This is a genomic window from Bradyrhizobium sp. Rc3b (assembly GCF_900114915.1).
Taxonomy (GTDB): Bacteria; Pseudomonadota; Alphaproteobacteria; order Rhizobiales; family Xanthobacteraceae; genus Bradyrhizobium.
On record NZ_FOUS01000007.1, the window covers coordinates 40675 to 65757 of the forward strand.

The 25083-nt window shown below is 63.4% G+C and carries 24 protein-coding genes and 2 pseudogenes; 16 read left to right on the top strand and 10 right to left on the bottom strand.

What is annotated here, in order from left to right:
- The first annotated feature begins 2 nt into the window (after nt 1-2).
- From trpD to moaC, 3 genes are read left to right on the top strand one after another with little or no spacing between them, the layout of a single operon-like run.
- On the top strand, nt 3-1022 hold the full coding sequence (gene trpD, locus BM190_RS17205) for an anthranilate phosphoribosyltransferase (protein ID WP_092256981.1): 1020 nt from the start codon (nt 3-5) through the stop codon (nt 1020-1022).
- 1 nt (nt 1023) lies between these two features.
- Nucleotides 1024-1845, top strand: coding sequence for an indole-3-glycerol phosphate synthase TrpC (gene trpC, locus BM190_RS17210; RefSeq protein ID WP_092256983.1), 822 nt, complete (start codon nt 1024-1026; stop codon nt 1843-1845).
- Between the two features lies 1 nt (nt 1846).
- Nucleotides 1847-2347, top strand: coding sequence for a cyclic pyranopterin monophosphate synthase MoaC (moaC, locus tag BM190_RS17215; protein WP_018320268.1), 501 nt, complete (start codon nt 1847-1849; stop codon nt 2345-2347).
- Between the two features lie 14 nt (nt 2348-2361).
- Here the strand turns inward: moaC and BM190_RS17220 are convergent, their stop codons facing one another.
- Nucleotides 2362-2955, bottom strand: a complete 594-nt coding sequence (locus BM190_RS17220; protein WP_092256985.1) for a CGNR zinc finger domain-containing protein — start codon at nt 2953-2955, stop codon at nt 2362-2364.
- A 139-nt stretch (nt 2956-3094) separates the two neighbouring features.
- Here BM190_RS17220 and BM190_RS17225 point away from each other — a divergent pair, with 139 nt between their 5' ends.
- Together BM190_RS17225 and BM190_RS17230 are read left to right on the top strand one after the other, a co-directional pair.
- Complete coding sequence (locus BM190_RS17225; RefSeq protein ID WP_092257732.1) at nt 3095-4510, top strand: amidase; 1416 nt, start codon at nt 3095-3097, stop codon at nt 4508-4510.
- Nucleotides 4507-5763, top strand: a complete 1257-nt coding sequence (locus BM190_RS17230) for an MFS transporter (RefSeq protein WP_092256987.1) — start codon at nt 4507-4509, stop codon at nt 5761-5763. The genes BM190_RS17225 and BM190_RS17230 overlap by 4 nt, the downstream gene beginning before the upstream one ends.
- Here BM190_RS17230 and BM190_RS17235 read toward each other — a convergent pair.
- Nucleotides 5744-5908 (bottom strand): Flp family type IVb pilin, encoded by a 165-nt coding sequence (locus BM190_RS17235; RefSeq protein WP_092256988.1) that lies wholly within the window; start codon nt 5906-5908, stop codon nt 5744-5746. The genes BM190_RS17230 and BM190_RS17235 overlap by 20 nt on opposite strands.
- Before the next feature lie 329 nt (nt 5909-6237).
- On the opposite strand from BM190_RS17235, the gene BM190_RS17240 reads away from it, so the two are divergent.
- Complete coding sequence (locus BM190_RS17240; RefSeq protein WP_092256990.1) at nt 6238-8970, top strand: bifunctional diguanylate cyclase/phosphodiesterase; 2733 nt, start codon at nt 6238-6240, stop codon at nt 8968-8970.
- Nucleotides 8971-9061: 91 nt separating this feature from the next.
- Here the strand turns inward: BM190_RS17240 and BM190_RS17245 are convergent, their stop codons facing one another.
- Nucleotides 9062-10399 carry a S41 family peptidase gene (locus BM190_RS17245; protein ID WP_018320263.1) on the bottom strand — a complete coding sequence of 446 codons (1338 nt, stop codon included), beginning with the start codon at nt 10397-10399 and terminating at the stop codon, nt 9062-9064.
- Between the two features lie 354 nt (nt 10400-10753).
- On the opposite strand from BM190_RS17245, the gene BM190_RS17250 reads away from it, so the two are divergent.
- The 7 genes from BM190_RS17250 to BM190_RS17285 all read left to right on the top strand — a co-directional run bounded on the left by BM190_RS17250 (nt 10754) and on the right by BM190_RS17285 (nt 17345).
- A complete protein-coding gene (locus BM190_RS17250; protein WP_092256994.1) occupies nt 10754-11887 on the top strand; it encodes an alpha-hydroxy acid oxidase in 1134 nt (377 codons plus the stop codon).
- Between the two features lie 8 nt (nt 11888-11895).
- On the top strand, nt 11896-12525 hold the full coding sequence (locus BM190_RS17255) for an HAD family hydrolase (protein ID WP_177237125.1): 630 nt from the start codon (nt 11896-11898) through the stop codon (nt 12523-12525).
- Nucleotides 12526-12694: 169 nt separating this feature from the next.
- Nucleotides 12695-12901 carry a hypothetical protein gene (locus BM190_RS17260; RefSeq protein ID WP_049814976.1) on the top strand — a complete coding sequence of 69 codons (207 nt, stop codon included), beginning with the start codon at nt 12695-12697 and terminating at the stop codon, nt 12899-12901.
- A 228-nt stretch (nt 12902-13129) separates the two neighbouring features.
- Nucleotides 13130-14341 (top strand): molybdopterin molybdotransferase MoeA, encoded by a 1212-nt coding sequence (locus BM190_RS17265; protein WP_092256997.1) that lies wholly within the window; start codon nt 13130-13132, stop codon nt 14339-14341.
- A 175-nt stretch (nt 14342-14516) separates the two neighbouring features.
- Nucleotides 14517-15218 (top strand): transcriptional repressor LexA, encoded by a 702-nt coding sequence (lexA, locus tag BM190_RS17270; RefSeq protein ID WP_026202323.1) that lies wholly within the window; start codon nt 14517-14519, stop codon nt 15216-15218.
- A 532-nt stretch (nt 15219-15750) separates the two neighbouring features.
- Nucleotides 15751-16185, top strand: a complete 435-nt coding sequence (locus BM190_RS40460; protein ID WP_018320255.1) for a hypothetical protein — start codon at nt 15751-15753, stop codon at nt 16183-16185.
- 218 nt (nt 16186-16403) lie between these two features.
- Nucleotides 16404-17345 (top strand): GAF domain-containing protein, encoded by a 942-nt coding sequence (locus tag BM190_RS17285; RefSeq protein WP_092257003.1) that lies wholly within the window; start codon nt 16404-16406, stop codon nt 17343-17345.
- A 9-nt stretch (nt 17346-17354) separates the two neighbouring features.
- Here the strand turns inward: BM190_RS17285 and BM190_RS17290 are convergent.
- The 4 genes and pseudogenes from BM190_RS17290 to BM190_RS17305 form a co-directional block, all read right to left on the bottom strand.
- A pseudogene (locus BM190_RS17290) lies at nt 17355-18428 on the bottom strand (ComEC/Rec2 family competence protein); the annotation flags it as partial.
- A 19-nt stretch (nt 18429-18447) separates the two neighbouring features.
- Nucleotides 18448-19593, bottom strand: a complete 1146-nt coding sequence (locus tag BM190_RS17295; protein WP_092257006.1) for a tyrosine-type recombinase/integrase — start codon at nt 19591-19593, stop codon at nt 18448-18450.
- Nucleotides 19594-19619: 26 nt separating this feature from the next.
- A pseudogene (locus BM190_RS41900) lies at nt 19620-19805 on the bottom strand (helix-turn-helix domain-containing protein); the annotation flags it as partial.
- 119 nt (nt 19806-19924) lie between these two features.
- Entirely contained in the window at nt 19925-20185 is a 261-nt protein-coding gene (locus BM190_RS17305) for a hypothetical protein (protein ID WP_092257012.1), read from the bottom strand.
- A gap of 432 nt (nt 20186-20617) precedes the next feature.
- Between BM190_RS17305 and BM190_RS17310 the strand changes: the two genes are divergently transcribed.
- Nucleotides 20618-21793 carry a hypothetical protein gene (locus tag BM190_RS17310; RefSeq protein WP_092257016.1) on the top strand — a complete coding sequence of 392 codons (1176 nt, stop codon included), beginning with the start codon at nt 20618-20620 and terminating at the stop codon, nt 21791-21793.
- Here BM190_RS17310 and BM190_RS17315 read toward each other — a convergent pair.
- Nucleotides 21790-22014: a DUF6894 family protein gene (locus BM190_RS17315; protein WP_092257019.1), complete on the bottom strand. Its 225-nt coding sequence runs from the start codon at nt 22012-22014 to the stop codon at nt 21790-21792. The genes BM190_RS17310 and BM190_RS17315 overlap by 4 nt on opposite strands.
- 239 nt (nt 22015-22253) lie before the next feature.
- Between BM190_RS17315 and BM190_RS17320 the strand changes: the two genes are divergently transcribed.
- Nucleotides 22254-22538 (top strand): hypothetical protein, encoded by a 285-nt coding sequence (locus BM190_RS17320; protein WP_092257022.1) that lies wholly within the window; start codon nt 22254-22256, stop codon nt 22536-22538.
- Between the two features lie 257 nt (nt 22539-22795).
- Here BM190_RS17320 and BM190_RS17325 read toward each other — a convergent pair whose 3' ends face one another.
- Nucleotides 22796-23443, bottom strand: coding sequence for a phosphoribosyltransferase (locus BM190_RS17325; RefSeq protein WP_092257025.1), 648 nt, complete (start codon nt 23441-23443; stop codon nt 22796-22798).
- A gap of 165 nt (nt 23444-23608) precedes the next feature.
- Between BM190_RS17325 and BM190_RS17330 the strand changes: the two genes are divergently transcribed.
- On the top strand, nt 23609-24160 hold the full coding sequence (locus BM190_RS17330; protein WP_092257028.1) for a ComF family protein: 552 nt from the start codon (nt 23609-23611) through the stop codon (nt 24158-24160).
- Here BM190_RS17330 and BM190_RS17335 read toward each other — a convergent pair.
- On the bottom strand, nt 24153-25004 hold the full coding sequence (locus tag BM190_RS17335; RefSeq protein ID WP_244550662.1) for a DNA-processing protein DprA: 852 nt from the start codon (nt 25002-25004) through the stop codon (nt 24153-24155). The genes BM190_RS17330 and BM190_RS17335 overlap by 8 nt on opposite strands.
- Nucleotides 25005-25083 lie beyond the last annotated feature (79 nt).

The following is a 25083-nucleotide window of genomic DNA, read 5'->3' on the forward strand; positions in this document are numbered from 1 at the left end:
CGATGGACGACCTGAAATCGATCATTGGAAAAGTGGCGACCGGCGCCAGCCTGTCGCGTGAGGAAGCGGCTTCCGCCTTCGACGCCATGATGTCGGGCGAAGCCACGCCCTCGCAGATGGGCGGCCTGTTGATGGCGCTGCGGGTGCGCGGCGAAACGGTGGACGAGATCACCGGCGCCGTTACGGCGATGCGCTCCAAGATGCTGAGCGTGACGGCACCGCCGGAAGCCGTCGACATCGTCGGCACCGGCGGCGACGGCTCCGGCTCGGTCAACGTCTCGACCTGCGCCTCCTTCATCGTCTCCGGCGCCGGCGTGCCGGTGGCCAAGCACGGCAACCGCGCGCTGTCGTCGCGCTCGGGCGCCGCCGACGTGCTGGCCTCGCTCGGGGTGAAGATCGACCTCAGGCCCGAGCAGGTCGGCCATTGCGTGCGCGAATGCGGCATCGGCTTCATGTTCGCGCCCGCTCATCACCCGGCCATGAAGAATGTCGGCCCGACGCGAGTCGAGCTCGCGACACGCACGATCTTCAATCTGCTCGGCCCCCTGTCCAACCCGGCGGGCGTGAAGCGGCAGATGGTCGGCGTGTTCTCGCGGCAATGGGTGCAGCCGCTGGCGCAGGTGCTGAAGAACCTGGGCTCTGAATCCGCCTGGGTGGTGCACGGCTCCGACGGCCTCGACGAGATCACCCTCACCGGTCCGACCTTCGTCTCCGCGCTCCACAACGGCGAGATCCGCAATTTCGAGGTGACGCCGGAGGACGCCGGCCTGCCGCGCTGCGAGGCCGGCGCGCTGAAAGGCGGTGACGCCGACGCCAATGCAATCGCCCTGCAGAGCGTGCTCGACGGCAAGCCGAGCGCCTACCGCGACGTCGCGCTGATGAACGCCGCCGCCGCGCTGGTGGTGGCCGGACGCGCCAAGGACCTCAAGGAGGGCGTCGCGATCGGCATCAAGTCGATCGACAGCGGCGCGGCCAAGGCGAAGCTGAAGCACCTGATTGCGATCTCGAACGGCCAAGCCTGACATGTCGGACATCCTGACCAAGATCGAAGCCTATAAGCGCGAAGAGATCGCCGCCGCCAAGCGCGCCGAGCCGCTCTCGGCGGTCGAGGCGAAGGCCAAGACGCAAGCTGCGCCGCGCGGTTTCATGCGCGCGATCAAGGCCAAGCACGCCAATGGCGACTACGCGCTGATCGCGGAGGTGAAAAAGGCCTCGCCGTCGAAGGGGCTGATCCGCGCCGATTTCGATCCGCCCCAGCTCGCCAAGGCCTATGAGGCCGGCGGCGCGGCCTGCCTGTCCGTGCTGACCGACACGCCCTCGTTCCAGGGCCATCTCGACTTCATGGTGGCGGCGCGTGCAGCGACGGCACTGCCGGTGCTGCGCAAGGATTTCATGTTCGACACCTACCAGGTGGCGGAAGCGCGCGCGCGCGGCGCCGATTGCATCCTGATCATCATGGCCGCGCTCGATGATACCACCGCCAAAGACCTCGAAGACGCCGCGCTCGCCTACGGCATGGACGTGCTGATCGAGATCCACGACCGCGCCGAGCTCGACCGCGCGCTCAAGCTCCGCTCGCCGATGATCGGGGTCAACAACCGCAATCTTCGCACGTTCGAGACCACGCTCGCGACCAGCGAAACGCTGGCGCCGCTGATCCCCGGGGATCGACTGATGGTCGGCGAGAGCGGCATCTTCACGCCCGCCGATCTTGCCCGGCTCGAGCGCGTCGGCATGTCGACCTTCCTGGTCGGCGAGAGCCTGATGCGGCAGGCCGACGTCACCGCCGCGACGCGCACGCTGCTCGCGCGCCAGAGTGCGGCGCGCGCGACGGGCACGCGCTGACATGGCGCGCAAGCCGGCGAAAAAAGCCGTCCCGGCCCTCACCCATATCGGCGCCTCCGGCGAGGCGCGGATGGTCGACGTCTCGGACAAGCCCGCGACCGAGCGGCTTGCGGTCGCGGAAGGCCGTGTCGTCATGACCAAGGCGACGCTCGATCTGATCGTATCCGGCAACGCCAAGAAGGGCGACGTGCTCGGGACCGCCCGCATCGCCGGCATCATGGCCGCCAAGCGCACCTCGGAGCTGATCCCGCTCTGCCATCCGCTGGCGCTGTCGAAGGTGACGCTCGACATCGAGCCAGACGCGAAATTGCCGGGCTGCCTCGTCCGCGCCAGCGTCAAGGTGACGGGTCCGACCGGCGTCGAGATGGAGGCCCTCACGGCCGTCTCGGTCGCCTGCCTCACCATCTACGACATGATCAAGGCGGTCGAGCGCGGCGTGCGCATCGAGGGCATCCATCTGGTCGAGAAGCTCGGCGGCAAGTCCGGCCATTACCGCGCCTGACTGCGCAATCCGCTCTATTTCGCCTCGCGCTGCCGCTCGCGATAAGCGCGCGTCTTCATCCGGTTGCCGCATAGCGTCGACATGCACCACCGCCGCGTCGATGGTTTCGACCGGTCGAAGAACACCCGGCGGCATTCCTCCGACGCGCACATCTTCAGCCGGTCCAGCGTTCCCACGAGGGTTGCGTCATGAAGCTCGATCGCGATGGCCGACAGGCCGGCGAGCGCATCCTCGCGCGCCGCTGACAGCGTTGCGCCACGGCCTGCGAGCGCCTCGACCCGCAGCGGAAACGGCGCCAGCGCGTCATTGAGCGCGCCAAGAACGCTCTTGTTCCGGAGCCGCTCGCTCGGCTCACACTGCAGATAGGCACGCAACGCCCCGCGCAGCCTCAGCGCAGTCTCGAACATTGCCGGCGTGACATGGCCGCCCTTGGCGCCAAGGCCGCGTTCCCGCATCCAGTCCGCCAGGTCCTTCGGGCCACTGAGCTCATCGCTCTCCGGGTGCTCCACGCCGAAATGCGTGAAGTGGCGAACATCGAGCGTGTTGGCGAAATCGTAGAGGTTTGCCAACGCGTCGGGAACCTGGAATTTGCGCGACACTTTCGACATCGGAACACCAAAGATTTGAACACCAGTAAAACAGATTTACTGGTTGACAGCAAGCGACACCTGTATCTTACTTATACTGGTGTCGAACGATCCCTCGGGATCGAACGCCTCTGCTATCACCGGAATGGAGAACCGAGCCGTGGCCGACGCCCTGCACTATCTCGAACTCACCGCGCTCGCGGCACACCTCAAGGCGCGCGAAATCTCGGCGCTGGAGGTGACGCGCGCGCAACTCGACCGGATCGACTCCATCGACCGCGATCTCGGCAGCTACGTTCACGTGATGGCGGAAACGGCCATGGCCGAGGCGGAAGCCGCGGACGCCGACATCGCGCAGGGCCGGTATCGGGGGCCCCTGCATGGCGTGCCGATTGCGCTCAAGGACCTGTTCTGGACCGAGGGCGTTCCGACGGCGGCAGGCACGACGCTTCATCGCGACTTTCGTCCCAGTGAAGACGCAACCGTCGTGCGCCGGCTCAAGAACGCGGGCGCCGTGATCCTCGGCAAGGTGCAACTCACCGAGGGCGCCTATGCCGATCACCATCCGCTGGTGAAACCGCCGAAGAATCCGTGGAATGCGAGCTACTGGCCGGGTATCTCGTCCAGCGGCTCGGCGGTCGGGACGGCTGCCGGACTTTGCTTCGGCTCGCTCGGCTCCGACACCGGCGGTTCGATCCGCTGGCCCTGCGCCGCCAACGGCCTGACCGGATTGAAGCCGAGTTGGGGCCGCGTCAGCCGCCACGGCGCCTTCGAGCTTGCCGCGACGCTCGACCATGTCGGACCGATCGGCCGCAGCGCGGCCGACGTCGGTGCGCTGCTCGGCGTCATCGCCGGACACGATCCGAACGACCCGACGTCGCTGGTCGATCCGGTGCCCGACTATCTGGCCGCCGCCGCACAGGACGTGCGGGGCCTGCGGATCGGCGTCGATCCCGCCTGGAACAGCGACGACGTGGACGTTGCGACCCAGCGCGTGCTGGCGGACGCCATCGATGCCTTCCGCGCGCTTGGCGCCGACACCGTCAATGTCCGATTTCCCGACGTCACGCAGGCGATCGCCGACTGGACGCCGAACTGTGCGGTGGAAGCTGCGGTCGCTCATGAGGCGACCTATCCCGCTCGCAAGGATGAGTATGGTCCGATCCTCGCCTCCGTGCTCGAAACCGGCCGCGCTCTATCTGCTCTCGACTATCAGAAGATCCTGCTGCGGCGGCTGGCGCTACGCGGCCGGGTGACTGCGCTGTTCGAGACCATCGACCTGCTGCTGATCCCGGTGCACCCGTTCCCGCCAGTGACGCTTGCCATGATCCAGACGCTCGGCGAACAGCCGGATCTGATCGCGAAGCTGCAGCGCTACACCTGCCCGTTCGACATGACCGGTCATCCCACCATCACGCTGCCAGGCGGTGCGTCGACGGACGGGCTGCCGATCGCGTTCCAACTCGTCGCCGCCCATCTGGACGAGGCCACGCTCGTGCGCGCCGGCGCGGCCTTCCAGCGGGCCACGTCCTGGCACCGTCGCCATCCTTCCCTCACCTCGCGGAGGCCGCATTGACCATTCAATCCACGCTCGCTCAGCGAGGTATTTTCCATGGCTGGTTCGTCGTCGCGGCGGCGTTTGCCGTCATGTTCGTCGGCTTCGGCTCCGCCTACACGTTCAGCGCATTCCTCGAGCCGCTCCAGCGCGATTTCGGCGCCTCGCGCGGTTCGATCTCGCTGGTGTTTTCGATCGCGGGCTTTCTGTACTTCGCGCTCGGCCTCGTCAGCGGTCCCCTCGCCGACCGGTTTGGCTCGCGTCCGCTGGCCGTCGCCGGCATGATCCTGGTCGCGGTCGGACTCGCGGCTGCGAGCACTGCCCGGTCCGTCGTCGAGGTCTATCTCGCCTACGGGCTCGGCGTCGGCCTCGGCGTCGGCTGCGCCTATGTTCCGGCCATCGGCGCCGTGCAACGCTGGTTCGTCAGGCGCCGCGGCTTTGCCTCCGGGCTCGCGGTGAGTGGCATCGGGCTCGGTACGCTGGCGATGCCGCCGCTCGCCTCATTGCTGATCGCTTCGGTGGGCTGGCGCGGAGCCTATCTGGTGCTGGGCGCGATTGCGCTGGTGCTGGGCGGCGGGATGTCGCTGCTCATCGAGAACGATCCGAAGCACCGCGGCCTCGGACCCGATGGCGATCCGCCTCGCGATGCCGCGGGCGCCAACAACGCCGGCGGCGCATCCGTGCGCGAGGCCATCCGGTCGACGCGGTTTGTCGCCCTCTACCTGTCGTGTCTGGTCTGCTCGTTCGGGGCCTTCGTCCCGTTCGTCCATCTCGTGCCCTACGCGCGCGATCACGGGGTCGCGGCATCCTCTGCAGTGCTGCTGCTCGGCGTGATCGGGGCCGGCAGCACCGCAGGCCGCTTCTTTCTCGGCGCACTCGCCGACCGGATGGGCCGCGACCGCTCGCTGATCATGGTCCTGACCGGAATGGCGCTCGCGATGGCGATCTGGGCCATTGCCGCTGAGGTCTGGACCCTCGCCGCTTTTGCCTTCGTCTACGGCGCGTTCTACGGCGGCTGGGTCGCGGTGCTTCCCTCTGTGGTCATGGACTATTTTGGCGGACGCAATGTCAGCGGAATCATCGGCATTCTCTACACCAGCGTGGCGTTCGGCACGCTGATTGGCCCGAGTGCAGCCGGCTTCGCCTACGACGTCAACCACAGCTATACGATGCCGATCCTGGTCGGTGCCGCCGCGAACATCGTCGCGGCACTGATCGTGGTGGCGATACTGGCACGCAGCGGAGCCCACGCGATCAGCGCAGTGAAGAGCTGATCGCAGTGAATTTGCTGTTGAGCTTGGAGCCCATGCCGTTCACGACGGTGATGATGGCCAGCGCGATTCCGGCCGCGATCAGGCCGTACTCGATCGCGGTTGCCCCACGCTCGTCGGCGAGGAAGTTCTTCAGGGTGTTTTTCATCGTTGCGTCCTCTCTGTGTCGTCAGCAGGCATGTCGTCGTCAGCAGGCATGTCGCAAATCACGTGCCAACGCCGATTTGAGGCTCCCCAACACGTTAGATGGTTAGGGCGTGGTTGATTGTGGCGTGGCCGGCAGGAATTGACCGGCGCCCTCCAATGCCTTCGGCAATTCCTGCCCGCTGTAATCGCGGACCTCGGTTGCATTTGCGCGCGGCCGTTCACACAGCGTTAACCGCGCTTCCTAACTTCGCCTCCACACCGTTCCCGTAAACCAACGGATGTTTTTGGGGCCAAGAATTGATCCTGACGTGTGCACGGCAACGATCCAGCATGATGACGAGATTCGGCAGCCGCCTCTTTGACCAGGCCTTCGTGCGCAGCGGACCGATCCGCTGGCTGGTCGTGGGCGGCACGCTGCTGATCGCGGCCATCGCCGTCGGCTCTGTCCTGATGGCGCAGAATTTCCGCGAGCGGGCGCTGCGCAACTCCAGCCGCGAGCTGGAAAACACCGTGCTGCTGCTCACCCATCATTTCGATCAGCAATTGCAGGACTTCGCGGTCATCCAGAAGGATTTCGTCGACCACGTCCGCACGACCGGAATCACGACCGTCGAGGACTATCGCAAGCGCCTTTCGGGCCAGGACATCCACCGGATGCTGCGCTCGAAGATCGAGGCGCTGCCCTACATCGGGGGCGTCAACATCATCGATGCCGAAGGCAATCTGATCAATTCGTCGTCGGCATGGCCGGCTCCGAAGGTGAGCGTTGCCGATCGCGCCTATTTTCGCACCTTCAAGGATGATCCCAATTCGCCGGATGTCCTGATCGAGCCGCTGCACAGTCGCATCTCCGGCGCCTGGACCGTCCTGATCGTGCGCAAGATCGTCGGGCCGAACGGCGAGTTCCTTGGCACCGTTGGACGCGGCATCGAGCCCGCCAATTTCGAGAAATTCTTCGCATCCGTCGCGCTCGGTGAGGGTGCGACGATCTCGATGCTGCATCGCGACGGGACGCTGCTCGCCCGCTATCCCCACTCCAGCGAATTGATGGGGCGGAATTTCAAGTCTGGTCCGGTGCAGCATCAGAGGGTTTTCGACCTCGATCACTTCGCCGGCCGTTTCACGAGCCCGGTGGACGGAGAAGACCGGCTGATCTCCTCGCGCGCGTTGCCCCATTTCCCGATCCTGATGATGGCCACCACGACGCGCGCCTCCGCCCTGACGGACTGGCGCGAGCAGATCGGCATGCTGATCTCGATCGCCGCCTCTTCCGCACTCGCCATCGCAGGCTTGCTGATCGCGATCGTGCGCAAGCTGCTGGAGCAGCACCGCCTCTCGCGGGAACGGCTGACGCTGGAAAAGCAGCGGCTCGATCGCGCCGTCAACAACATGACGCAGGGACTCTTGCTGTTCGACGCCGAGCAGCGGCTGGTGGTCTGCAACCAGCGCTATCTCGAAATGTACGGATTGTCGGCCGAGATCGTGAAGCCCGGCTCGAGCTTCCACGACATCATCGCCCATCGCAAGGCGACCGGCTCGTTCACGGGCGACGTCAACGACTATGTCGTGCGCGTGCTGAAGGGCGTCCATACGCGCAATTCCATGGTGGTCGACACCTCCGACGGCCGCTCGATCCACATCCTCAACGAGCCGCTCACGGACGGTGGCTGGGTGGCAACCCATGAGGACATCACCGAGCGCCGCCGGATCGAGGAGCGCATCACCCACCTCGCCCATTACGACGCGCTGACCGACCTGCCGAACCGCACCATGTTCCACGAGCATCTGCGCGAAGAGCTGGCCGCGGTCGGCAACGACGAACAGATCGCGGTGCATTACATCGACATCGACGAGTTCAAGGGCGTCAACGACGCGCTCGGCCATCTCGTCGGCGACGAGCTGCTGAAATCGATTGCCGCAAGCCTGCGCCGCTGTGCCGGCCCGGCGGATTTCGTGGCGCGGCTCGGCGGCGACGAGTTCGCCATCGTCCAGAGCGCGGTGGCATCGCTCGACCAGGTCAACGAGCTCGTCGCACGGGTCTTCGCCGCCATCCGCGCGCCGTTCGACTGCATGGGCCACCATCTCACCACCGACGCCAGCATTGGCATTGCGCTCGCGCCGGAACACGGCACGGCGCTCGACCAGGTCCTCAAGAACGCGGACATGGCGATGTACGCCGCCAAGTCCGCCGGACGCCGCACCTATCGCTTCTTCGAGCCGGAGATGGATGCCAAGGTCCGCGAGCGCCGGCAGCTCGAGAGCGACCTGCGCCACGCCATCGCCCAAGGGGGGCGCGACGGCGGCCTCGAGGTCTATTACCAGCCCTGCCTCAGCCTGAAGGACGATCGCATCACCGGCTGCGAGGCGTTGGTGCGCTGGCGCCATCCCGCGCGCGGCATGGTCTCGCCGGCAGAGTTCATCCCGATCGCCGAAGATACCGGCCTGATCAACGAGATCGGCGAATGGGTGCTGGCGACCGCCTGCCGGGACGCTGCGAACTGGCCCGACGATATCCGCCTCGCCGTCAACGTCTCGCCGGTGCAGTTCAAGAGCGGCACGCTGGCACTGAAGATCATGGCGGCGCTCGCTGCTTCCAACCTGCCGGCGAGCCGGCTCGAGCTCGAGATCACCGAGGCGGTGCTGATCCGCGACGACGACACGGCGCTGGCGATCCTGCATCAGCTGCGCGCCATCGGCGTGCGCATCGCGCTCGACGATTTCGGCACCGGCTACTCGTCGCTGAGCTATTTGCACCGTTTCCCGTTCGACAAGATCAAGATCGACCGCTGCTTCGTCGACGACATCGCCGGCCCCGACGGCTCGGCCAGCATCGTCCAGGCCGTCGTCAATCTCGCGGCCGCGCGCCGCATGACCACCACGGCCGAGGGCGTCGAGACCGAGGAGCAGCAGCGTCTGCTCCGCGCGCTCGGCTGTTCCGAGATGCAAGGCTATCTGTTCAGCGCCGCGAAGCCCGCCGACAAGGTGCTGGAGCTGTTCGCGCTGCATCGCAGCCGGCTCGCCCAGCGCGGCGGCGCGAAAGCCCGCCGCCGCGAGGCGAGTTAGGTCCGCTGCAGACACCGCTAAGGTCCCAAACGAAATCGCCCGGGAGCGGTCGTCCACTCCCGGGCGATATCGATGTCTCGACGTCGTAAGCCTAGTTCGGCACCGCCGCCTTCGACGCGGGCTTTGCGGCTACTGCATTCGCGCTCACGCCGTGCAGGAAGTCGTACGCGGCATGCAGGGCCTTGTCGTCCTCCTCCTTCGGCGGAACGTAGGACTGCGATCCGGTCTGCTCGCCGCCCTCGCCGGCTGAGAGATGCCCGCGCATCTGGGACTCCGCCATGGTGTCCATGCGGCCCTTCAGCTCCGGCGGCACGTCCTGCAGGATCTCTATGTCGGGAGCGATGCCCTGGGCCTGGATCGAGCGGCCCGACGGGGTGTAGTAGCGCGCCGTGGTCAGCGCCAGCGCGCCATTGCCGGCACCGAGCGGAATGACCGTCTGCACCGACCCCTTGCCGAACGAGCGCGTGCCGATGATGGTCGCGCGCTTGTGGTCGTGCAGCGCGCCGGCCACGATTTCGGAAGCCGAGGCCGAGCCGCCATTGACCAGAACCACCAGCGGCTTGCCCTTGGTGAGGTCGCCGCCATGCGCAGTGAAGCGCTGGGTCTCTTCCGGACTGCGGCCGCGGGTCGAGACGACCTCGCCGCGCTGGAGGAAGGCGCTCGACACCGACACGGCCTGGTCGAGCAGTCCACCCGGATTGTTGCGCAGGTCCATCACGTAGCCGGTGAGCTTCTCCTGCGGCACCTGCTTGGAGATCGCGGCGATCGCCTTCTTCAGGCCGTCGGTGGTCTGCTCGTTGAACGAGGTGACGCGGATATAACCGATGTCGCCGTTCTCCACGTGGAAGCGCACCGGGCGCACATGGATGATCTCGCGCGTGATCGCGACGTCGAGCGGCGCGTCCGCGCCCTTGCGCACGATGGTGAGCTTGGTCTTGGTATCGACCGGGCCCTTCATCTTGTTGACGGCCTGCTCGAGCGTCATGCCCTGCACGGCCTCGCCGTCGATCTTGCTGATGAGGTCGCCGGACATCAGGCCTGCCTTCGAGGCGGGCGTATCGTCGATCGGCGAAACGACCTTGACGAGGCCGTCTTCCATCGTGACCTCGATGCCGAGGCCGCCGAACTCGCCGGAGGTGGTCTCCTGCATCTCGGTCCAGGCCTTAGCGTTCATGTAGCGCGAATGCGGGTCGAGCGAGGTCACCATGCCCGTGATCGCGCCTTCGATCATCTTGGCGTTGTCGGGCTTCTCGACATAGCTCGCCTTGACGCGCTCGAACACCGTGCCGAACAGGTTGAGCTGGGAATAGGCATTGTCCGCGCTCGCTGCCGCCCGTGCCGCCCATACACCACCGTGCGGGCTGGCGACCAGAAGGGTGAGACACGCTCCGGTGAGCGCGCCCAGAGGGAACAGCAGGGTTTTCCGCATGGATGGGCTTGCCTTTTTGCTTGGCGGTTCGCTTGAGCTTGCTTGGGCTCGTCTCTCGAGACTTGGGAAGCAGACTTGGGAGGCGCCATGCAATTGGCGATCCAGTCCACTTCTCACAATACCATTCTGGTTTCTTCAAGGCCGGGACGCACCGCCGACCGGTACACCGCAGAAATCGCTTCGTTCGGACCTAAACTTTTGGCAACGTTGCAGGACTGGCCCGCCCCCAAAGGTACCTAAAGGGGCGATCGGTGCGCCCGTCCACGCCGCGCAGCCATGCCATTTTAGGATGGTTTTGGAGCGCTGGACGGGTTAGGCGATGACACAAGGCTTCAAATTCTCGGGAGGATAACAATGAACGAAGCACCCCGGATCCGGCCGGAACGGAACGTCGAGCTCGGCGCCAGCAACGAGCCGTTCCAGAACCTGCACGAATTCATTCGGAAAGCGCGGGCCAACCTCAACCAGAACGCCTGGGACTACATCGTGGGCGCCGCCGAGACCGAAACCACGATGCGCCGCAACCGCATGGCGCTGGACGAGATCGCCTTCCGCCCGCGCGTGCTGCGCGACGTCCGCAAGGTCGACGGCTCGGTTCAGCAGTTCGGCCGCAGGATGCGCCTGCCGGTGGTGCTCGCCCCCGTCGGTGCGCTCGAGATCTTCGATCCGGATGGCGCGGCGAGCGTCGCGCGCGCTGCCGGCACCTTCGGTGCAGCGCACATGCTGAGCTCGGTGTCCGAGCCCGGCCTGGAGCAGACCGCCGAAGCCGCACCCGATGCGCTGCGGCTCTATCAGCTCTATGTCCGCGGCGACGACGCCTTTGTCGCCGATGTCGTCAGCCGGGCCGAGAAGAGCGCCTATGCCGCCTTCTGCCTGACCGTCGATACCGCCCATTACAGCCGTCGTGAGCGTGACATCGCCAAGCGCTACGTTCGCGAAAGCCGCCTGCGTGCCACCGGCGGCGATTTCCAGAAGGGCCTTGAGTGGCGGACCGTGAAGATGATCAAGGACAAGTTCAGGATTCCGCTGATCCTGAAGGGCATCGCCACCGCCGAGGACGCCCTGATCGCGGTCGATCATGGCGTCGAATGGATCTACGTCTCCAACCATGGCGGCCGCCAGCTCGACCACGGCCGCGGCGCCATGCATGTGCTGCCCGAGATCGTCGAGGCCGTGAAGGGCCGCGCCAAGATCATGGTCGATGGCGGTGTCTGTCGCGGCACCGACATCGTCAAGGCGATCGCGGCGGGCGCGGACATGGTCGGGATCGGCCGGCTGCAATGCTGGGCGCTGGCGGCGGCTGGCGAGGCCGGCGTCGCGCGGATGCTGGAGCTGCTGGAGGACGAAGTGCTGCGCTGCCTCGGCCTTTTGGGCGCCACGTCATTTGCCGAGGTCGACAAATCCTGCCTGCATCCGGCGACCGCCACCAACGCGCCGAGCGTCTTCAGCGCATTCCCGCTATTCGACCACGATCCCTATCGATACTGAGTGAAAGGATGCAAGTGAACTCGCTTTCTCCCGGCAGCGCGGATGCGCTGCTGTTCGATCTCGGGCGCGTGGTGCTCGACATCGACTTCTCCAAGGCGATCGCCTGCTGGGCGGGACATGCCGGCTGCCAGCCCGAGGCCATCGTCGCGCGCTATGTGCGTGACGAGGCTTACCGGCTGCACGAGGTCGGCAGGATCAGCGACGAGGACTATTTCGCCTCGCTGCGTGCTTCGCTCGGCATCGGCATTTCGGACGCCCAGTTCCTGGAAGGCTGGAACGCGATCTTCGCCGGCGAGATGCCTGACATCGCCGAGCTGCTGCCGCGCGCGGCGAAGCAGATGCCGCTCTACGCCTTCTCCAACACCAACCGGCCGCATGTCGACTATTTCTCGAAGGAATACTGCGAACTGCTCGGCCATTTCCGCGCGCTATATCTGTCGTCCAGCATCGGCCTGCGCAAACCGGATGCGGAAGCCTTCGACCATGTCGTCGCCGCCATCGGCGTGCCCGCAAGACGTATCGTTTTCTTCGACGATCTCGCCGAGAATGTTGAAGGCGCGCGGTCGCGCGGGCTGACAGCGGTGCATGTGACGTCGCCGCGCGACGTCGGGAACGCCTTGAAGGCATTGGGCATCTGACGATCTCCGCGCAGCGGGAGACGCCAACGTCGCCCAAGTCTTCCGGAACCAATTTTGCCCAAAATGAGGAACCAGAGCGCTTTGTGCATTTTTGTACGGAGTTCCGGGAACGGAATGGCCCCTTACGGACTCTTGAGTCCGTTGGGACTTCTACACCGGACTTATGCACGTGCTGGGCAAAACCTATCTCACCAAGCAAGCCTCTCTCCTGCTTGAATTCGCAAGAACCACCTCGGATTCTGACCTTTCCGCCAAGCTGATCAGCAAGGCCGCCGACCTGAAATCCCAGGCCGATCCGCTGCCCGACAAGGATCAAGGGCCGAAGGCTCCCGACGTCGCGCTGGACGCCGGGCCGGACCGGCCGAGCGGGAGTTGAGCGATGCTGGCTGTGGCGCTCGTCATTCTCGTCCTCGCCATGGCCACCCTCCTGCCGATCGGTCTCGTTCTCTGGATCATGCCACGCCAAGCCTGAGCCTGCCTTCCATTCTGGGCCGGAAGCGGCAGGATAAATCCTGCCCGCTCCGCCATTTTGCCTCTGCCCCCGCGCTCGGCTAGAAGACTGTCGGAACATTTCATCCGAACGTGCCGAGCAGGAGTTTCGCCCGTGGCCTTGATGCCGGTTTCCGACGCCCTTGCTGCGGTGCTGGCGGGTGCAGAGCCGCTGCCCCCAGAGATGGTTTCACTCGACGAAGCCTACCATCGCGTGCTCGCGCAGGACGTCGCTGCGCGGCGCACCCAGCCGCCCCAGGCGATGTCGGCGATGGACGGCTATGCCGTGCGTGCAGCCGACGCGGCAACAATCGATTCCAGGCTGACCATGATCGGTGAGGTCGCAGCGGGCCGTCCGTTCACGGGAAAGGTCGGCGCCGGCGAAGCCGTGCGAATCTTCACCGGCGGCGTCGTTCCGGACGGCGCGGATGCGGTCGTGATCCAGGAGGACACGATCGCCGAAGGCAAGCACATAACGATCAAGGAAGCCGCGATCGTGGGTCGGCACATCCGCCCCGCCGGCGTCGATTTCCGCGAGGGCGACGTTCTCCTGCGCAAGGGAACCCGTCTGACGGAGCGCGATCTCGCCCTCGCCGCCGGAATGAACCACCCGCAGCTCGCCGTTTGCCGCCGTCCGAAGGTCGCGATTCTCGCCACCGGCGACGAACTGGTGATGCCGGGCTCAACGCCCGGGCACGGCCAGATCGTCTATTCCAACGGCTATGCCCTGCACGCGCTCGCCCGCAGCGAAGGCGCCGAGACCATCGACCTCGGTGTCGCCGCCGATACGCTGGAGGCCACCACCGCCGGCATCCGCCGCGCGCGCGAAAGCGGCGCCGACATCCTGGTCACGACCGGAGGCGCATCGGTCGGCGACCACGATCTGGTCCAGCAGGCGCTCAAGGACGAAGGCATCGCGATGGCGTTCTGGAAGATCGCGATGCGGCCCGGCAAGCCGATGATGCACGGACGGTTAGGGGCAATGGGCGTCATCGGCCTGCCCGGCAATCCCGTGTCGTCCTACGTCTGCGCCTTCCTGTTCATGGTGCCGCTGATTCGCGCGCTGTCAGGCCGTTCGGTGATTCATCATCATCGCGAGCGCGTCGTGCTGGGCCGCGATCTCGGCGCCAACGACCAGCGCGAGGATTATCTGCGCGCGCGCCTGGAAATGCGCGACGACGGCACGCTCGTTGCCCTTCCCGTCAGCCATCAGGACTCCTCTCTGCTTGCGAATCTTGCTGCAGCACAGGTACTTCTCGTGCGCGCACCGTTTGCGCCGAAGGCCGAGGCCGACAGCCCCTGCGAGGTGCTGCGGCTCCCCGTCTGAACTGCGCCGCCACACGCATTCCGTGAGTTTCGTTCTGTTCACGGTAAATTAAGCAGTTGCGGAACACATATCGAACATATAGTGTCCGTTCATGATTTGTTTCGAGATGTAGCGGCTTATCGCTGAACTCATCGTCTCGGAATCGAACGACATCAACCGGGGGACTTTGTTCGAGATGTTAACGCGCAAACAATACGAGCTTCTGCGGTTCATCAGCGAGCGCTTGAAGGAAAGCGGCGTGCCGCCGTCCTTCGACGAGATGAAGGATGCGCTCGACCTACGCTCGAAGTCAGGTATCCACCGCCTGATCACCGCGCTCGAGGAGCGCGGCTTCATCCGCCGCCTGCCCAACCGCGCCCGGGCCATCGAAGTGATCAAGCTGCCGGAGCTCCAGGCTGCCGCCGGCAACCGACGCGGCTTCACGCCAAGCGTCATCGAGGGCAATCTCGGCAAGCTACGCGCGAGCTCCAGCCCGTCCGCGGACGAGGGCGAGCGACCCGTTGCGGTGCCCGTGATGGGCCGCATCGCGGCCGGTACTCCGATCGAGGCTTTGCAGACCCGCAGCCACACGATCAGCGTGCCGCCCGACATGCTCGGCTCCGGCGAGCATTACGCGCTCGAAGTGCGCGGTGATTCCATGGTCGAGGCCGGCATCCTCGACGGCGACATGGCGCTGATCCAGCGCAACGAGAGCGCCGATACCGGCGACATCGTGGTGGCACTGATCGACGACGAGGAAGCCACGCTCAAGCGCTTCCGCCGCCGCGGCGCCTCGATCGCGCTGGAGCCCGCCAATGCCGCTTATGAGGTGCGCATCCTGCCGCCGAACCGCGTGAAGATTCAGGGCAAGCTGATCGGGCTTTACCGCAAGTACTGATACCGGAAGTACTCGATACCGAAGTCTTTAGCGCCTCGCGCGCGCCTTCGATCGGCCTCGCCGATCAGAGATTGGAGCGGATAACGGTCCGCTCCGGCTGGATAGTCTTTCTGGTATCGCACAGATTGTCCGGCCCCTCCTCCTTGCGCGACATCCTCGGCAGGCCGCGCGACGCAACATCGCTTCGCGGCCTTTCGAGTTCGAGGGGGACGGCCCAAATGCGCAGCTCGTTTGAGTGCAACCGCAGCAACGCTGATCGCAACATCAGCATCGCAAGCCGTTGCTGCGCAAGCGCATCACTCCGCCGGTCGTTGACAGGCGCGGTTGTCGAGACGCGGCTGCCAAATGCACGGAAGCCGACTTTGTTCCTAACAAATTCGGAAAAGATGGAAAAGATAATGTGATCGGGGCTCGCGGATCCCAGCCGCAGATTTGCCTACAACCGAGCAGACCGTCACGTGCTTCCACTCTGGTAGGGGCCTGCGCCTCCGAAAGAGGTGCGGGTCGCTATCTCTGCATTGAGGAGCACCCGATGTGTGACTACAGCCTGCATGCCGTCGCGACGCGCCCCGCAGAAGTCGGCGAGACGATCGTTACGACAACATTCCGCGGCACCTCGACGCGCGGCTTCGCCTCCGAAGCCGATCTCTCCGTCGCGGTCTGCCTGCTGCCGGGGACGGAGCTCGCCTTCGCCGACGACGTCCGTTACGACAACCGCTGGATCTGGACGCGCACCGTCAACTCCCGCGTCGGCAAGTTCGGCAAGATCGATCCGCACATTCCCGATCGCCATCATGACGCGATCGAATTCCCGGACGGCAAATCCGTGCTGGTGACGCAACTGGTCGAAGGCCAGCGCGCAACCGTGCTGCAACTGCCGGTGACCCAGCCGATCGGCGAGCGCGAGCACAAGCCGCAGATCATCGCCGACAGTCGCCCGACGGTCACACGACTGCCGATCGGCTGACGCCCTCCGCCCGATAGGCCGAGGGCAAGGATTGAAATGCCGTCGCCGGCCGAGGCCGGCGAGCCCGGTGGGTTTTTGTTTCATGAAATTCGATCGGCGAGCGCCGCCGCCTCGCCTCGTCGCCGCACGAAGTTTGAGCCGTGCTGCCTGAATTTTGAACGTCCGCTCCGCAGCCAAATGACCGATGCTGTCGTGGTTTGAGGCGGCGGACACGCTCGATGAAAACCTTCATTCGCGTCGTTGAACTCTGGGTGCCTGACCGGACGCGCATGCGGCTGGAATTCGGCGGCGGCCTCTACGATGAAGGGCTGTCCGCGTTCAAGGCCGTCAGCGAAGAGCTGCACTTCGGATATGACGAGGGGCTTCCAGGCAAGGCCTGGGCCTGCGGCCATCCCGTCATCCTCACGAAATTCGCCAACTCCTATTTCAAGCGAACCGATCAGGCCGTCGCGGCCGGCCTCACCTGCGGCGTGGCGGTGCCGCTGTTTGCAGGCGAATTCCTGCAAGCCGTGATGGTGCTGTTCTGCGGCGACGACGAGGCGCATGTCGGCGCGATCGAGCTCTGGCACAACGATCCTGATCTCTCCCACGAGATGGGCCTCGTCGACGGCTATTACGGCGCGGCGGACATGTTCGAATTCAACTCCCGCCACACCAGGTTTCCTCGCGGCTTCGGCCTGCTCGGACGCACCTGGAAGGCGGGCCTGCCGCTGATCATCAAGGACCTGCACGACGCCAAGAGCTTCCTGCGCTGGGAGGACGCCGCCAAGGTCGGGATCAATCTGGGGGTCGGCGTACCCTACCGAACCGGCACCGACCAGACCTGGGTTTTGACATTCGTCTCGGCGCAGGCAACGCCGATTGCGCGACGCTTCGAGATCTGGGTCCCGAACGAGGCCCGTTCGGCACTGGTCTTTCGCGCCGGCGATTGCAGCGCGCAGACCGACCTTGCCGCACGCTATGCGGACAAATCCATCGCCCGAGGCGAAGGCAGCATCGGCGGCGCCTGGGCCACCGGCATGCCCGCGCTCAACGACGATCTCACCCATGACGGCTCGATCGCCGGGTCCGAGGCCTGCGCAGCCGGGCTGAACCGGATGGTGGCCCTGCCAGTCATCGGCAACGCAAGGCTCGAGGCCGTGCTGGCCTGGTATCTGTAATCGATCGCGTCAATCGTCGGCCTGCAAGTCGGTCTCCGATGGCGTTGCGTCGCGGCTGCGGGGAGCCGCCTTCGGCACAAGGCTGCCGTCGAAATCACCTTCGCCGACACCAGCCGGTGACCACGGGCGGTTCGTGCCGCTCGCCCTCACCGCCTGAACCGAAAAGCCGTCGCCGCGCTGCGTCAATGCCAGCGCGCCCTGGCGAGCGAGGCGCTGCCGATCCACCACCATCGCGGCACAATCCGGCGGCGCGGGCCGCGACGTCACCACCAGCGCGGCGCGGCTGCAATCGTCCGCCAACGCGTCGATGCGCGAGGCCAGCGCGACCAGCCGTCCGTCGGCGAGCGGTGTCACGCAGCCGGACTCGTCGCACGATATGCCGCTCGCCAGCGCGCTACTGCCGGCATCGCGCGGATCGGCGTCGGCAGACAACCACTCCTTCAGCAGGAAATTGTCCTTGCCTGCCCTGATCAGATGCAAACGCCCGTCCGCGCCCCGCACCGCGACGCTCGCGCCGTCCCCGGCGATCAGGATATCGGGCTGCCGCACCGAAAGCCCCCAGCCGATGGAAACCAGCAGCACCACGGCACCGCCCCAGCGCAGGGGCGTGCGCAACAGGCCCATCACGATGACCCCCAGGCTCGCTGCGATCAGCGGCGCGATGCCGAAGGCCGGGATGCGGCCGACCGCGCCCGGCAGTGCCGCCACCCAGCGCGAGACCGCGACCATCCAGTCGATCCCGATCCCCATCAGCCACCAGAACACGCCGTCGAGCCCGAACGGCGCTGCGAGCAGGCCCAACAGCCCCGCCGGCATTACCAGCGCAGAGACCACCGGCATCGCGCCGAGGTTGGCGAGCACGCCGTAGGGCGTGACGCGGTGGAAGTGGAAGGCGGCGTAGGGCGTGGTCGCAAGCCCTGCGATCAGCGAGGCCAGGAACAGCATCGCGATCTCGCGGCCGCCCCACAGCGCGATCCGCGCTGTCGCCGAATGATCGGGGGACGCAAACAGGTTCGGCATGCCGATCTGCACCAGCGCAACAAGTCCGAGCGTCGCGGCGAACGACATCTGAAATGTGGAATGCGGAATGCAGCTTTGCTTTTTAATTCAAGCCTTTATCCGGCGTCCGCAGCTTGCTCCGGGACTTTTTCCGGGACTCTGCGAGCCGCTCGACCGCTTCGGCAACGTCCTCGTCCAGCACATGCGCGTATCTCAAGGTGCTTTTGATGTCTCGGTGATTGAGCGCCTTTTGCACCAGCTTGAGGTTGCCGCTGTCGCGCAAGAGCTTGGTCCCGAAGTCGTGCCGGAAGTCGTGAAACCGGAAATCGGCTAGCCCAGAGTTGGCTCTGAGGCGCTGCCAGGCGGTCTTGGCGCCAGTGTAGGTCAGAGGGTAGCGTTGCCCCCTCACCCTACCCAAGCGCTTGTTTCCGTAGACAGCCACGTAGGTAAAACAGAACTCCGGGTGCTGTCCCCGTAGCGGGAAGAGTATCTCGCGAACCGCTGGCGTGATCGGGAACACCACACGACGGCCGCCCTTGCCGAGGCGAACAATCTGCCGGGTGCCGAAGTCCACCTCGGACCACCTCAGCGTCACGCATTCCTTTAGCCGCATGCCGCTGGCGCGGACGAAGTCAAAGAACGGCCCATAATCTTCACGCATGGCCTCGTCGAGCGCCTCGGCCTCCTCGATCTTTAGTTCTCGGACACGCTCCTCAGGCTCGGCCAGCAGCAGGTCTTCCCACTTCGGCTCGCTCTCGAATACCGCTCTCTCAGCCTTGGCAAAGGTGAATAGCCGCTGCAGCACCTTGGTCGTGGAACGATTGACGGTGGCATTCGACACTAGCGGTAGGGCCTGCTCCTGTTCTTTGGTCCGCTTGCCACGTCGCGAGACGCGATGCCCTCGCCGCCACGCCACCAAGTCCTTGGCCGCCTTGTGATCGATCTCCGTGAGCGGCTTCTCTTTGCCAAAGTACTCGATCAGCCGCGTCAGATTGGTCTCCGTGGCCTTTGGTTCTGCGTCGTACTGCGCGCTGTCGTTCCAGAGTCGATCGGCGACGTCATCGATCGCTAGCGACGCCTTGGCGCGCCTCGTCGCCTTCACCAGGGCTTTGGCCTTCTCTAGTTCTGCAGCCTCAAACCTTTCCGCGTCGCGTCGCGTCGTGCATTTCGTGCTGCCGTGAAACCGATTGCCGGCGTGCTGGAAATCGAACGAGTAGTACGGCGAACGCTTGTCACGGTAGACGGACACGGCACTTCCCTCCTGCGGCGGGCTTCAACGAACTCGTTTAAATCCGTCTCGGTGAAGCGCCGCCGTGGACGCTTCTTTCCGAGGCCGACGTTGATGTATCCGATGGCGCCCTCGCTAACGAGGTCGCGGAGATGTTCTTCGGTGATGTTAAGCCGAGAAGCCGCTTGCTCGGGCGTGAGCAAGCGGCTGTTGTCGTTCGCTGGATTGGGCAAGGCGCGCGCCTGAAATAAGTTGCTTTGCTCACCTCGCCGGCCTGAGCCGACGCACAGGGGGCGCGGCTGGTCCCCGGGGGCGATTCAGCCGCGCTAGCCGATATTATACCACAGCCGGATTAGGCCGCTCTGGGCGTGCCCAGCCGCTCTACATCGGCCCTCAGGCTACCCCGGATTGCATCCAGCCAGCCGGTGGTGGGGTCGGTCGTCAACTCGTTGATGAGAAGACATGCCTTGGCGCCGAACTCAGCCCAGTTCGCCGCGGGCGCGTCCACTATTTCTTTCTGGATGCCGGCAGCTGCGTCGAGATCCGCAGCGGTGCGATGCGACATAATGAGGTGCGAAAGGCGATCGCCTGCGGTCAGTGTGGTGGTGGTCATGTGTGATGCTCTTCGATTTGGCTGTTCAAGGCCGTCGCCGGTTACAGACCGGCAGCCGGGAGTTGAACACCTGCCGAAGAGACAGGCCGGCGCACTTTTAAGGGTTTCCCCTCTGGACATGGCACGCCGCTCCCGGCCATAATGGCCAGGTCGGCGCACCCGCCAAGGTGCAGCCAAGCGCATAAAGCCCGCCAAGGCTCGTAGCGCATCTATCGGCAGCCACCCCCGCCAAGGGTCGGCCGCCTCATCTTCGGTCCGGGTGTTCAAGCCCACGGACAGCTTCCCACGATTCGGTAAAAAATCCAGCCCTACCTTGGGGCGCTTCAGCGCGTCCACAGATGCGCGAGCGGTTGTGGGAAACCCGCCACAATGACTTGCCTCCACAACACAGTAGCTTGAGCATTCGTCCGGGGCGCGCCTTGGGAATGCGCAATGGTCACCAAAGAAGAACTGTCCGAACTAGTTTGGTCCAAGCCTTTGGCTGAGGTCGCTGAGGAGTTGGGGGAGTCTCGCGGCTCCGTGATTAGTATGTGCAACATCTACGGTGTTGCTAGACCCAAGCAAAGCTATTGGGCGAAATCTCCGGACGGAAAAACACCCAGGAAGGTCCGGCTCCGACCGCCGCATACTCATCGGCTGATTCGCGATGCCAAAGAGCACTTCGAACACTGCAGGCCGCTCAATAGCGACGGCATAATGGGCTTGTTCAAAAGCAGCTACTTAAAGCCATACAAAAAGCTTCTGGTCGACATAACGACATCGAAGGGCACTCTCGATAAAGCCCTCAGATTTGCCAACGATCTCTTCAGCAACCTCGAATCTGCTGGTCATCGCGTGACGCTGGCTCGGCGTGGAGAAAACCTGAGACGAGCCGCAATTGATGAGCGCGAGACTCGAGGGAAACGCCCCCGCAGTTATTTCGATAGTCTCTGGTCACCCATGGCACCGACTGTTGTCTACATCGGTAGCGTGGCAATCGGACTGGCGGTCGTCGAAATGTCTGAAGAGGTGCTCCTCCGATACGTTGGAGGCAAATACGTTCGAGATTCCGACTGCGCAATGTCCGCATACCTCGTAGATCGCACCCGGACAACCACACAGGATGCGCCCTCTGGCCGGCTTCGATTGCTAACCTACTCCCCCTATTACCGCGTCGAGTGGTCAACAACCTGGCAAGACACGAAGGACTCTTCAATTCAGTCGAGCCTTAAGCAAATCGTAAAGTCGCTAGAAGGCGCAGCCAGTGAGATTGCCATAAAACTAAAAGAGGAGGATCGAAAGGACGAAATCGCTCGTCTAGAGCGGCTTGCTGCCGAAGAGAGGTATAACCGAGAGGAAGATAAGCGCCGCGCACAGCAGTCGATTAAGGACAGCCAAGAGCACCTGGGACAGATCATTCAGCAATGGTCGAATGTGATGAACGTTGAGCGGTTTCTCGCCGGAGCGGCTGAGCGCGCAACCACCCTGCCAGAGGCCGAGAGAAACACGATGCTGGAACGCCTGAACCTCGCGCGGCAATTCCTGGGCACACAAGATCCGCTAGATTTCTTGCGATCGTGGAAAACGCCAGACGAACGTTATCAGCCCCTGTTTCCATTAACAGACTAGTTGACCCGAATGCCAACCACGTGCCGCGCTATCTCAGCCCTCGCGGCGTCGAGCACCAACACGACCGTGCCAGCACCGCGGTCGAATTCCGGATCGCTCCCGATATCGCGTGCGATCTGCGCGCCGTATTGCCGCGCGATATCGGGCGAACCAAACACCTCCCCCGCGTTGTCCGGCTGTAATTGCCCCTTGTGGATGATTGGAAAATAGTACCGCTGCACGCGTGGCCTCCTATTAGGCCCATCATGCGCCAAGTTGCGGTGGGACGAGCCTGTCCAAACCGACAGGGTAGCTTGGCGCTTCAACACCTAGCCAGAGTTCGCCGTTCGATCAGTGCGTTTCGGCTTCGAGAGGTACACTCACATCTGGCTGTGAATAGCACGGATAACTCGCGTATCCCGCTTACATCACAACCGGGGGTGACCATCCTGATATTATTACACGAATCAGGAGGTTCATCATGAGCGTTTTTTTAGTGACTTGGGATTTGAACAAACAGCGCACGAACTACAACGAAGCGCGGCAGGCGCTGGTCACGCATCTTGCGCGCTACAACCACACCAAAGACCCTGGGCTGGACTCGGTGTGGTTCATCGAATCGTCGGCCACAGCGGACGCGGTTTCGACAGACATCCTGACGAAGATGGATAAGAACGATCGGCTAATCGTGACCAAGTTGGTAAGCGGGCAGCATCAAGGCTGGCTCGATAAGTCGGTATGGGATTGGATCAACCCTCGACTGTAAGGCCGACGCTCTGCCGCAGTAATTTTCTCGCCCTTGGCCGCGCGCTCTTCGACTTGTTCGCGGACTTCTGGCTCAGCCGTCGAAAGAGAAAGAAGCGCTCTGTAATTCGAATCGGCAACATGTTGCCGATTTTCGCCGAATTGCGTGCAAATCTGCATATAGTTGCGCGCAGTGCGTTCGCTCATCCCAAACTCAGCATCAATCCATGGCAGAAAAATTGCCGTGCCCAAGCGAAGACTTCTGCTGAGGCTGCCCGGCTAAAAAAGTGGTTTCTGCGGAATTTCCAATTCCTGCTGCCGATACTCAAACATCTTTACTTCCTGTACAGCTGTTCGTCGAGCTACAGCGAGACCTTCAGTCGGCAGACAGCCAACTTCGGACAATCGCCAAACAGCGGCGATGAACGAAGATCCTGACGTAATGAAGTCATCAAACAGAAGAACCGGCCTATCGGGTTTTTGGATGACTTGGAGATTATCAAATCGCCGCTCGGGAGAGCGAGCACCACCCTGCTTGTGAATGGCGCCCGAAGCGGCCTTCCAGCGTAGCGCATCGAGGGCTATCAGCTTACCGCCCGATGCCGCCGCTATCGCCTGTGCGTACAGCAGCGTCTTGTAGCTCGCCGGTGCACCAACAACGCCGGCACTATTAGGAATCGGGACAATTGCAGTGGACTGGTTCGGCGAGCTGAAAGACCGACCTAACGCGGACCATAGATGGTCCAAAAAGCCCTGCCGATTTCGTTCCTCCAGTCGGAAGTTGATGCCGGCAACGGTAACTTGAGCGTAGCCCTTAATGGGCTCTCCCTTCAGACATTTCACAACTTTGTTGGTGTCCCAGTCTTCCTGACGAGGTTTGATTCCGTTCCAATCCGTCAGGTAGTAGCAAAGGTGCTGCACGAGCATGTGAAATGCCGAGGGTCTGAAAAGAGCTTGCGTAATTCGATTGTAGCACAACCGCCTTCGGTTGCTTCAAAGAACTGTTGGACAAGCCGAGGGAAGTCCGTTGACACTGCATTTTTTGGGTAAAACTGTGCCGGAAAGGTGATTCGGCGAATCAGGTGAAACCCGATGAAGCGCTGGTATCTTAACGAATTTGAAGAATTTGGAGACGATGAGATCTCTGCGTTCGGATATTATCACCCGTACCGCCAGCATATGGCGCTGCATGGCGATCGGTCGACCTATCCGACCTACAGCGCAAAACTTTTAGACCTGAAAGAAAAGAGGCATGGAGGGATTGTCTATTTCTTCAATAGGATTGAGCCACTGATCCGAAAGGACGTGGCATTGGCAACAGTACCGTCACATGATCCGCAAAAGAAGATCAATGGCATCCGGGAGCTCGCGCAGCGGATCTGCATCGACGATCCACGTTTAGATGCGACTGAAGTACTCGTGAGAAAACAACCTGTTGAAAAGCTCGCTCATGGTGGCGATCGAAGCAGGCACAACCATCTTAAATCAATAGCAGTTGAGTCACCGCACCTGATCCGCGGTCGCAGAGTCTTGTTGCTTGACGATGTTGTCAGCACCGGCAACTCGCTCAGGGCCTGCCGAGATTTGCTACTTTCCGCCGGTGCTCGGTCGGTCTACTGCGCAGCGCTTGGCAAAACTACCTAGCGCCGACGCGCGTCAACACGTCGTCGACCGAGGTCAGAGCAGCAGTCTTTTCATAATCCAAGAAGCGTGCCGGCCACTTAAGTGACTTATCATCCAGAACCGACTTGGCAATGAAAAGCCAGCGGTTGAGCTTAACGCATTCTGCAGCCTGGTGAAGTGTGCCACTGGTATCCGACGCCTCAATAATCACCGTGGCGTCAGTGATCGCGGCCATGACTCTGTTTCGGACCGGGAAATTGGACTTAAAAACGGGAGCGCCATTTCGGAATGGCGAGAGCAACAAATGATGCGCATAGATTGTCTGCTGGAGATCGGCGTTCTCGGCGGGATAGGCCTTGTCCAGCGGCGTGCCGATGACGGCGACCGCGTGACCGCCATTGTCGACGACGCCCGTCAAGGCGGCGGTGTCCACACCCTTTGCAAGCCCACTGACCACCGTCACCCCAGCGGCAGAAAGCGAACGCGCCAGCTGATAGGCGCGCGTCCACCCCTTTTCCGAAACCTCACGCGTGCCGACAATTGATACCGCTGGGGAGTCGAGTAAATCGAGGTGTCCCGAATAAAAAATGCTAACGCGACCATCGACGTCAGGTCGCAACATTTCTAGCTGCCGATCCTCAAGCTCCGCCCTTCCGATTCTCTGCAATAAATCGGCAAGCTGATACTGATGCTGATCGTCCGGGGGCGCGTACCGAGGCCGCCCTCGACTGCCTTTTTGTGCCGCCGCTTTATGTGCCATGGGTCCTAAAAGCACCGAGATATCCCCTCCGTCAAAACAGAACATAAAGAGAACATACATGCCTATCCACAGGATGTATACCCTTATCAGCTTGATTCGCTTCAAATATCCCTAATGTCCCCCGCCTCCGCTATGCGGCTGGGTGGCGTCTTCTATGCCGACTCACCCCCGTAATTCGTGGCAA

Excerpts from the sequence above, each read along its gene's own strand:
- moaC (WP_018320268.1), top strand. The coding sequence starts at position 1,847 with ATGGCGCGCAAGCCGGCGAAAAAAGCCGTCCCGGCCCTCACCCATATC.
- BM190_RS17325 (WP_092257025.1), bottom strand. The coding sequence starts at position 23,443 with ATGCTCGTGCAGCACCTTTGCTACTACCTGACGGATTGGAACGGAATC.
- BM190_RS17235 (WP_092256988.1), bottom strand. The coding sequence starts at position 5,908 with ATGAAAAACACCCTGAAGAACTTCCTCGCCGACGAGCGTGGGGCAACC.
- BM190_RS17305 (WP_092257012.1), bottom strand. The coding sequence starts at position 20,185 with ATGACCACCACCACACTGACCGCAGGCGATCGCCTTTCGCACCTCATT.
- BM190_RS17310 (WP_092257016.1), top strand. The coding sequence starts at position 20,618 with ATGGTCACCAAAGAAGAACTGTCCGAACTAGTTTGGTCCAAGCCTTTG.
- BM190_RS17285 (WP_092257003.1), top strand. The coding sequence starts at position 16,404 with ATGAAAACCTTCATTCGCGTCGTTGAACTCTGGGTGCCTGACCGGACG.
- BM190_RS17250 (WP_092256994.1), top strand. The coding sequence starts at position 10,754 with ATGAACGAAGCACCCCGGATCCGGCCGGAACGGAACGTCGAGCTCGGC.
- BM190_RS40460 (WP_018320255.1), top strand. The coding sequence starts at position 15,751 with ATGTGTGACTACAGCCTGCATGCCGTCGCGACGCGCCCCGCAGAAGTC.
- BM190_RS17240 (WP_092256990.1), top strand. The coding sequence starts at position 6,238 with ATGATGACGAGATTCGGCAGCCGCCTCTTTGACCAGGCCTTCGTGCGC.
- trpD (WP_092256981.1), top strand. The coding sequence starts at position 3 with ATGGACGACCTGAAATCGATCATTGGAAAAGTGGCGACCGGCGCCAGC.
- BM190_RS17220 (WP_092256985.1), bottom strand. The coding sequence starts at position 2,955 with ATGTCGAAAGTGTCGCGCAAATTCCAGGTTCCCGACGCGTTGGCAAAC.
- BM190_RS17320 (WP_092257022.1), top strand. The coding sequence starts at position 22,254 with ATGAGCGTTTTTTTAGTGACTTGGGATTTGAACAAACAGCGCACGAAC.
- lexA (WP_026202323.1), top strand. The coding sequence starts at position 14,517 with ATGTTAACGCGCAAACAATACGAGCTTCTGCGGTTCATCAGCGAGCGC.
- trpC (WP_092256983.1), top strand. The coding sequence starts at position 1,024 with ATGTCGGACATCCTGACCAAGATCGAAGCCTATAAGCGCGAAGAGATC.
- BM190_RS17245 (WP_018320263.1), bottom strand. The coding sequence starts at position 10,399 with ATGCGGAAAACCCTGCTGTTCCCTCTGGGCGCGCTCACCGGAGCGTGT.
- BM190_RS17330 (WP_092257028.1), top strand. The coding sequence starts at position 23,609 with ATGAAGCGCTGGTATCTTAACGAATTTGAAGAATTTGGAGACGATGAG.
- BM190_RS17255 (WP_177237125.1), top strand. The coding sequence starts at position 11,896 with ATGCAAGTGAACTCGCTTTCTCCCGGCAGCGCGGATGCGCTGCTGTTC.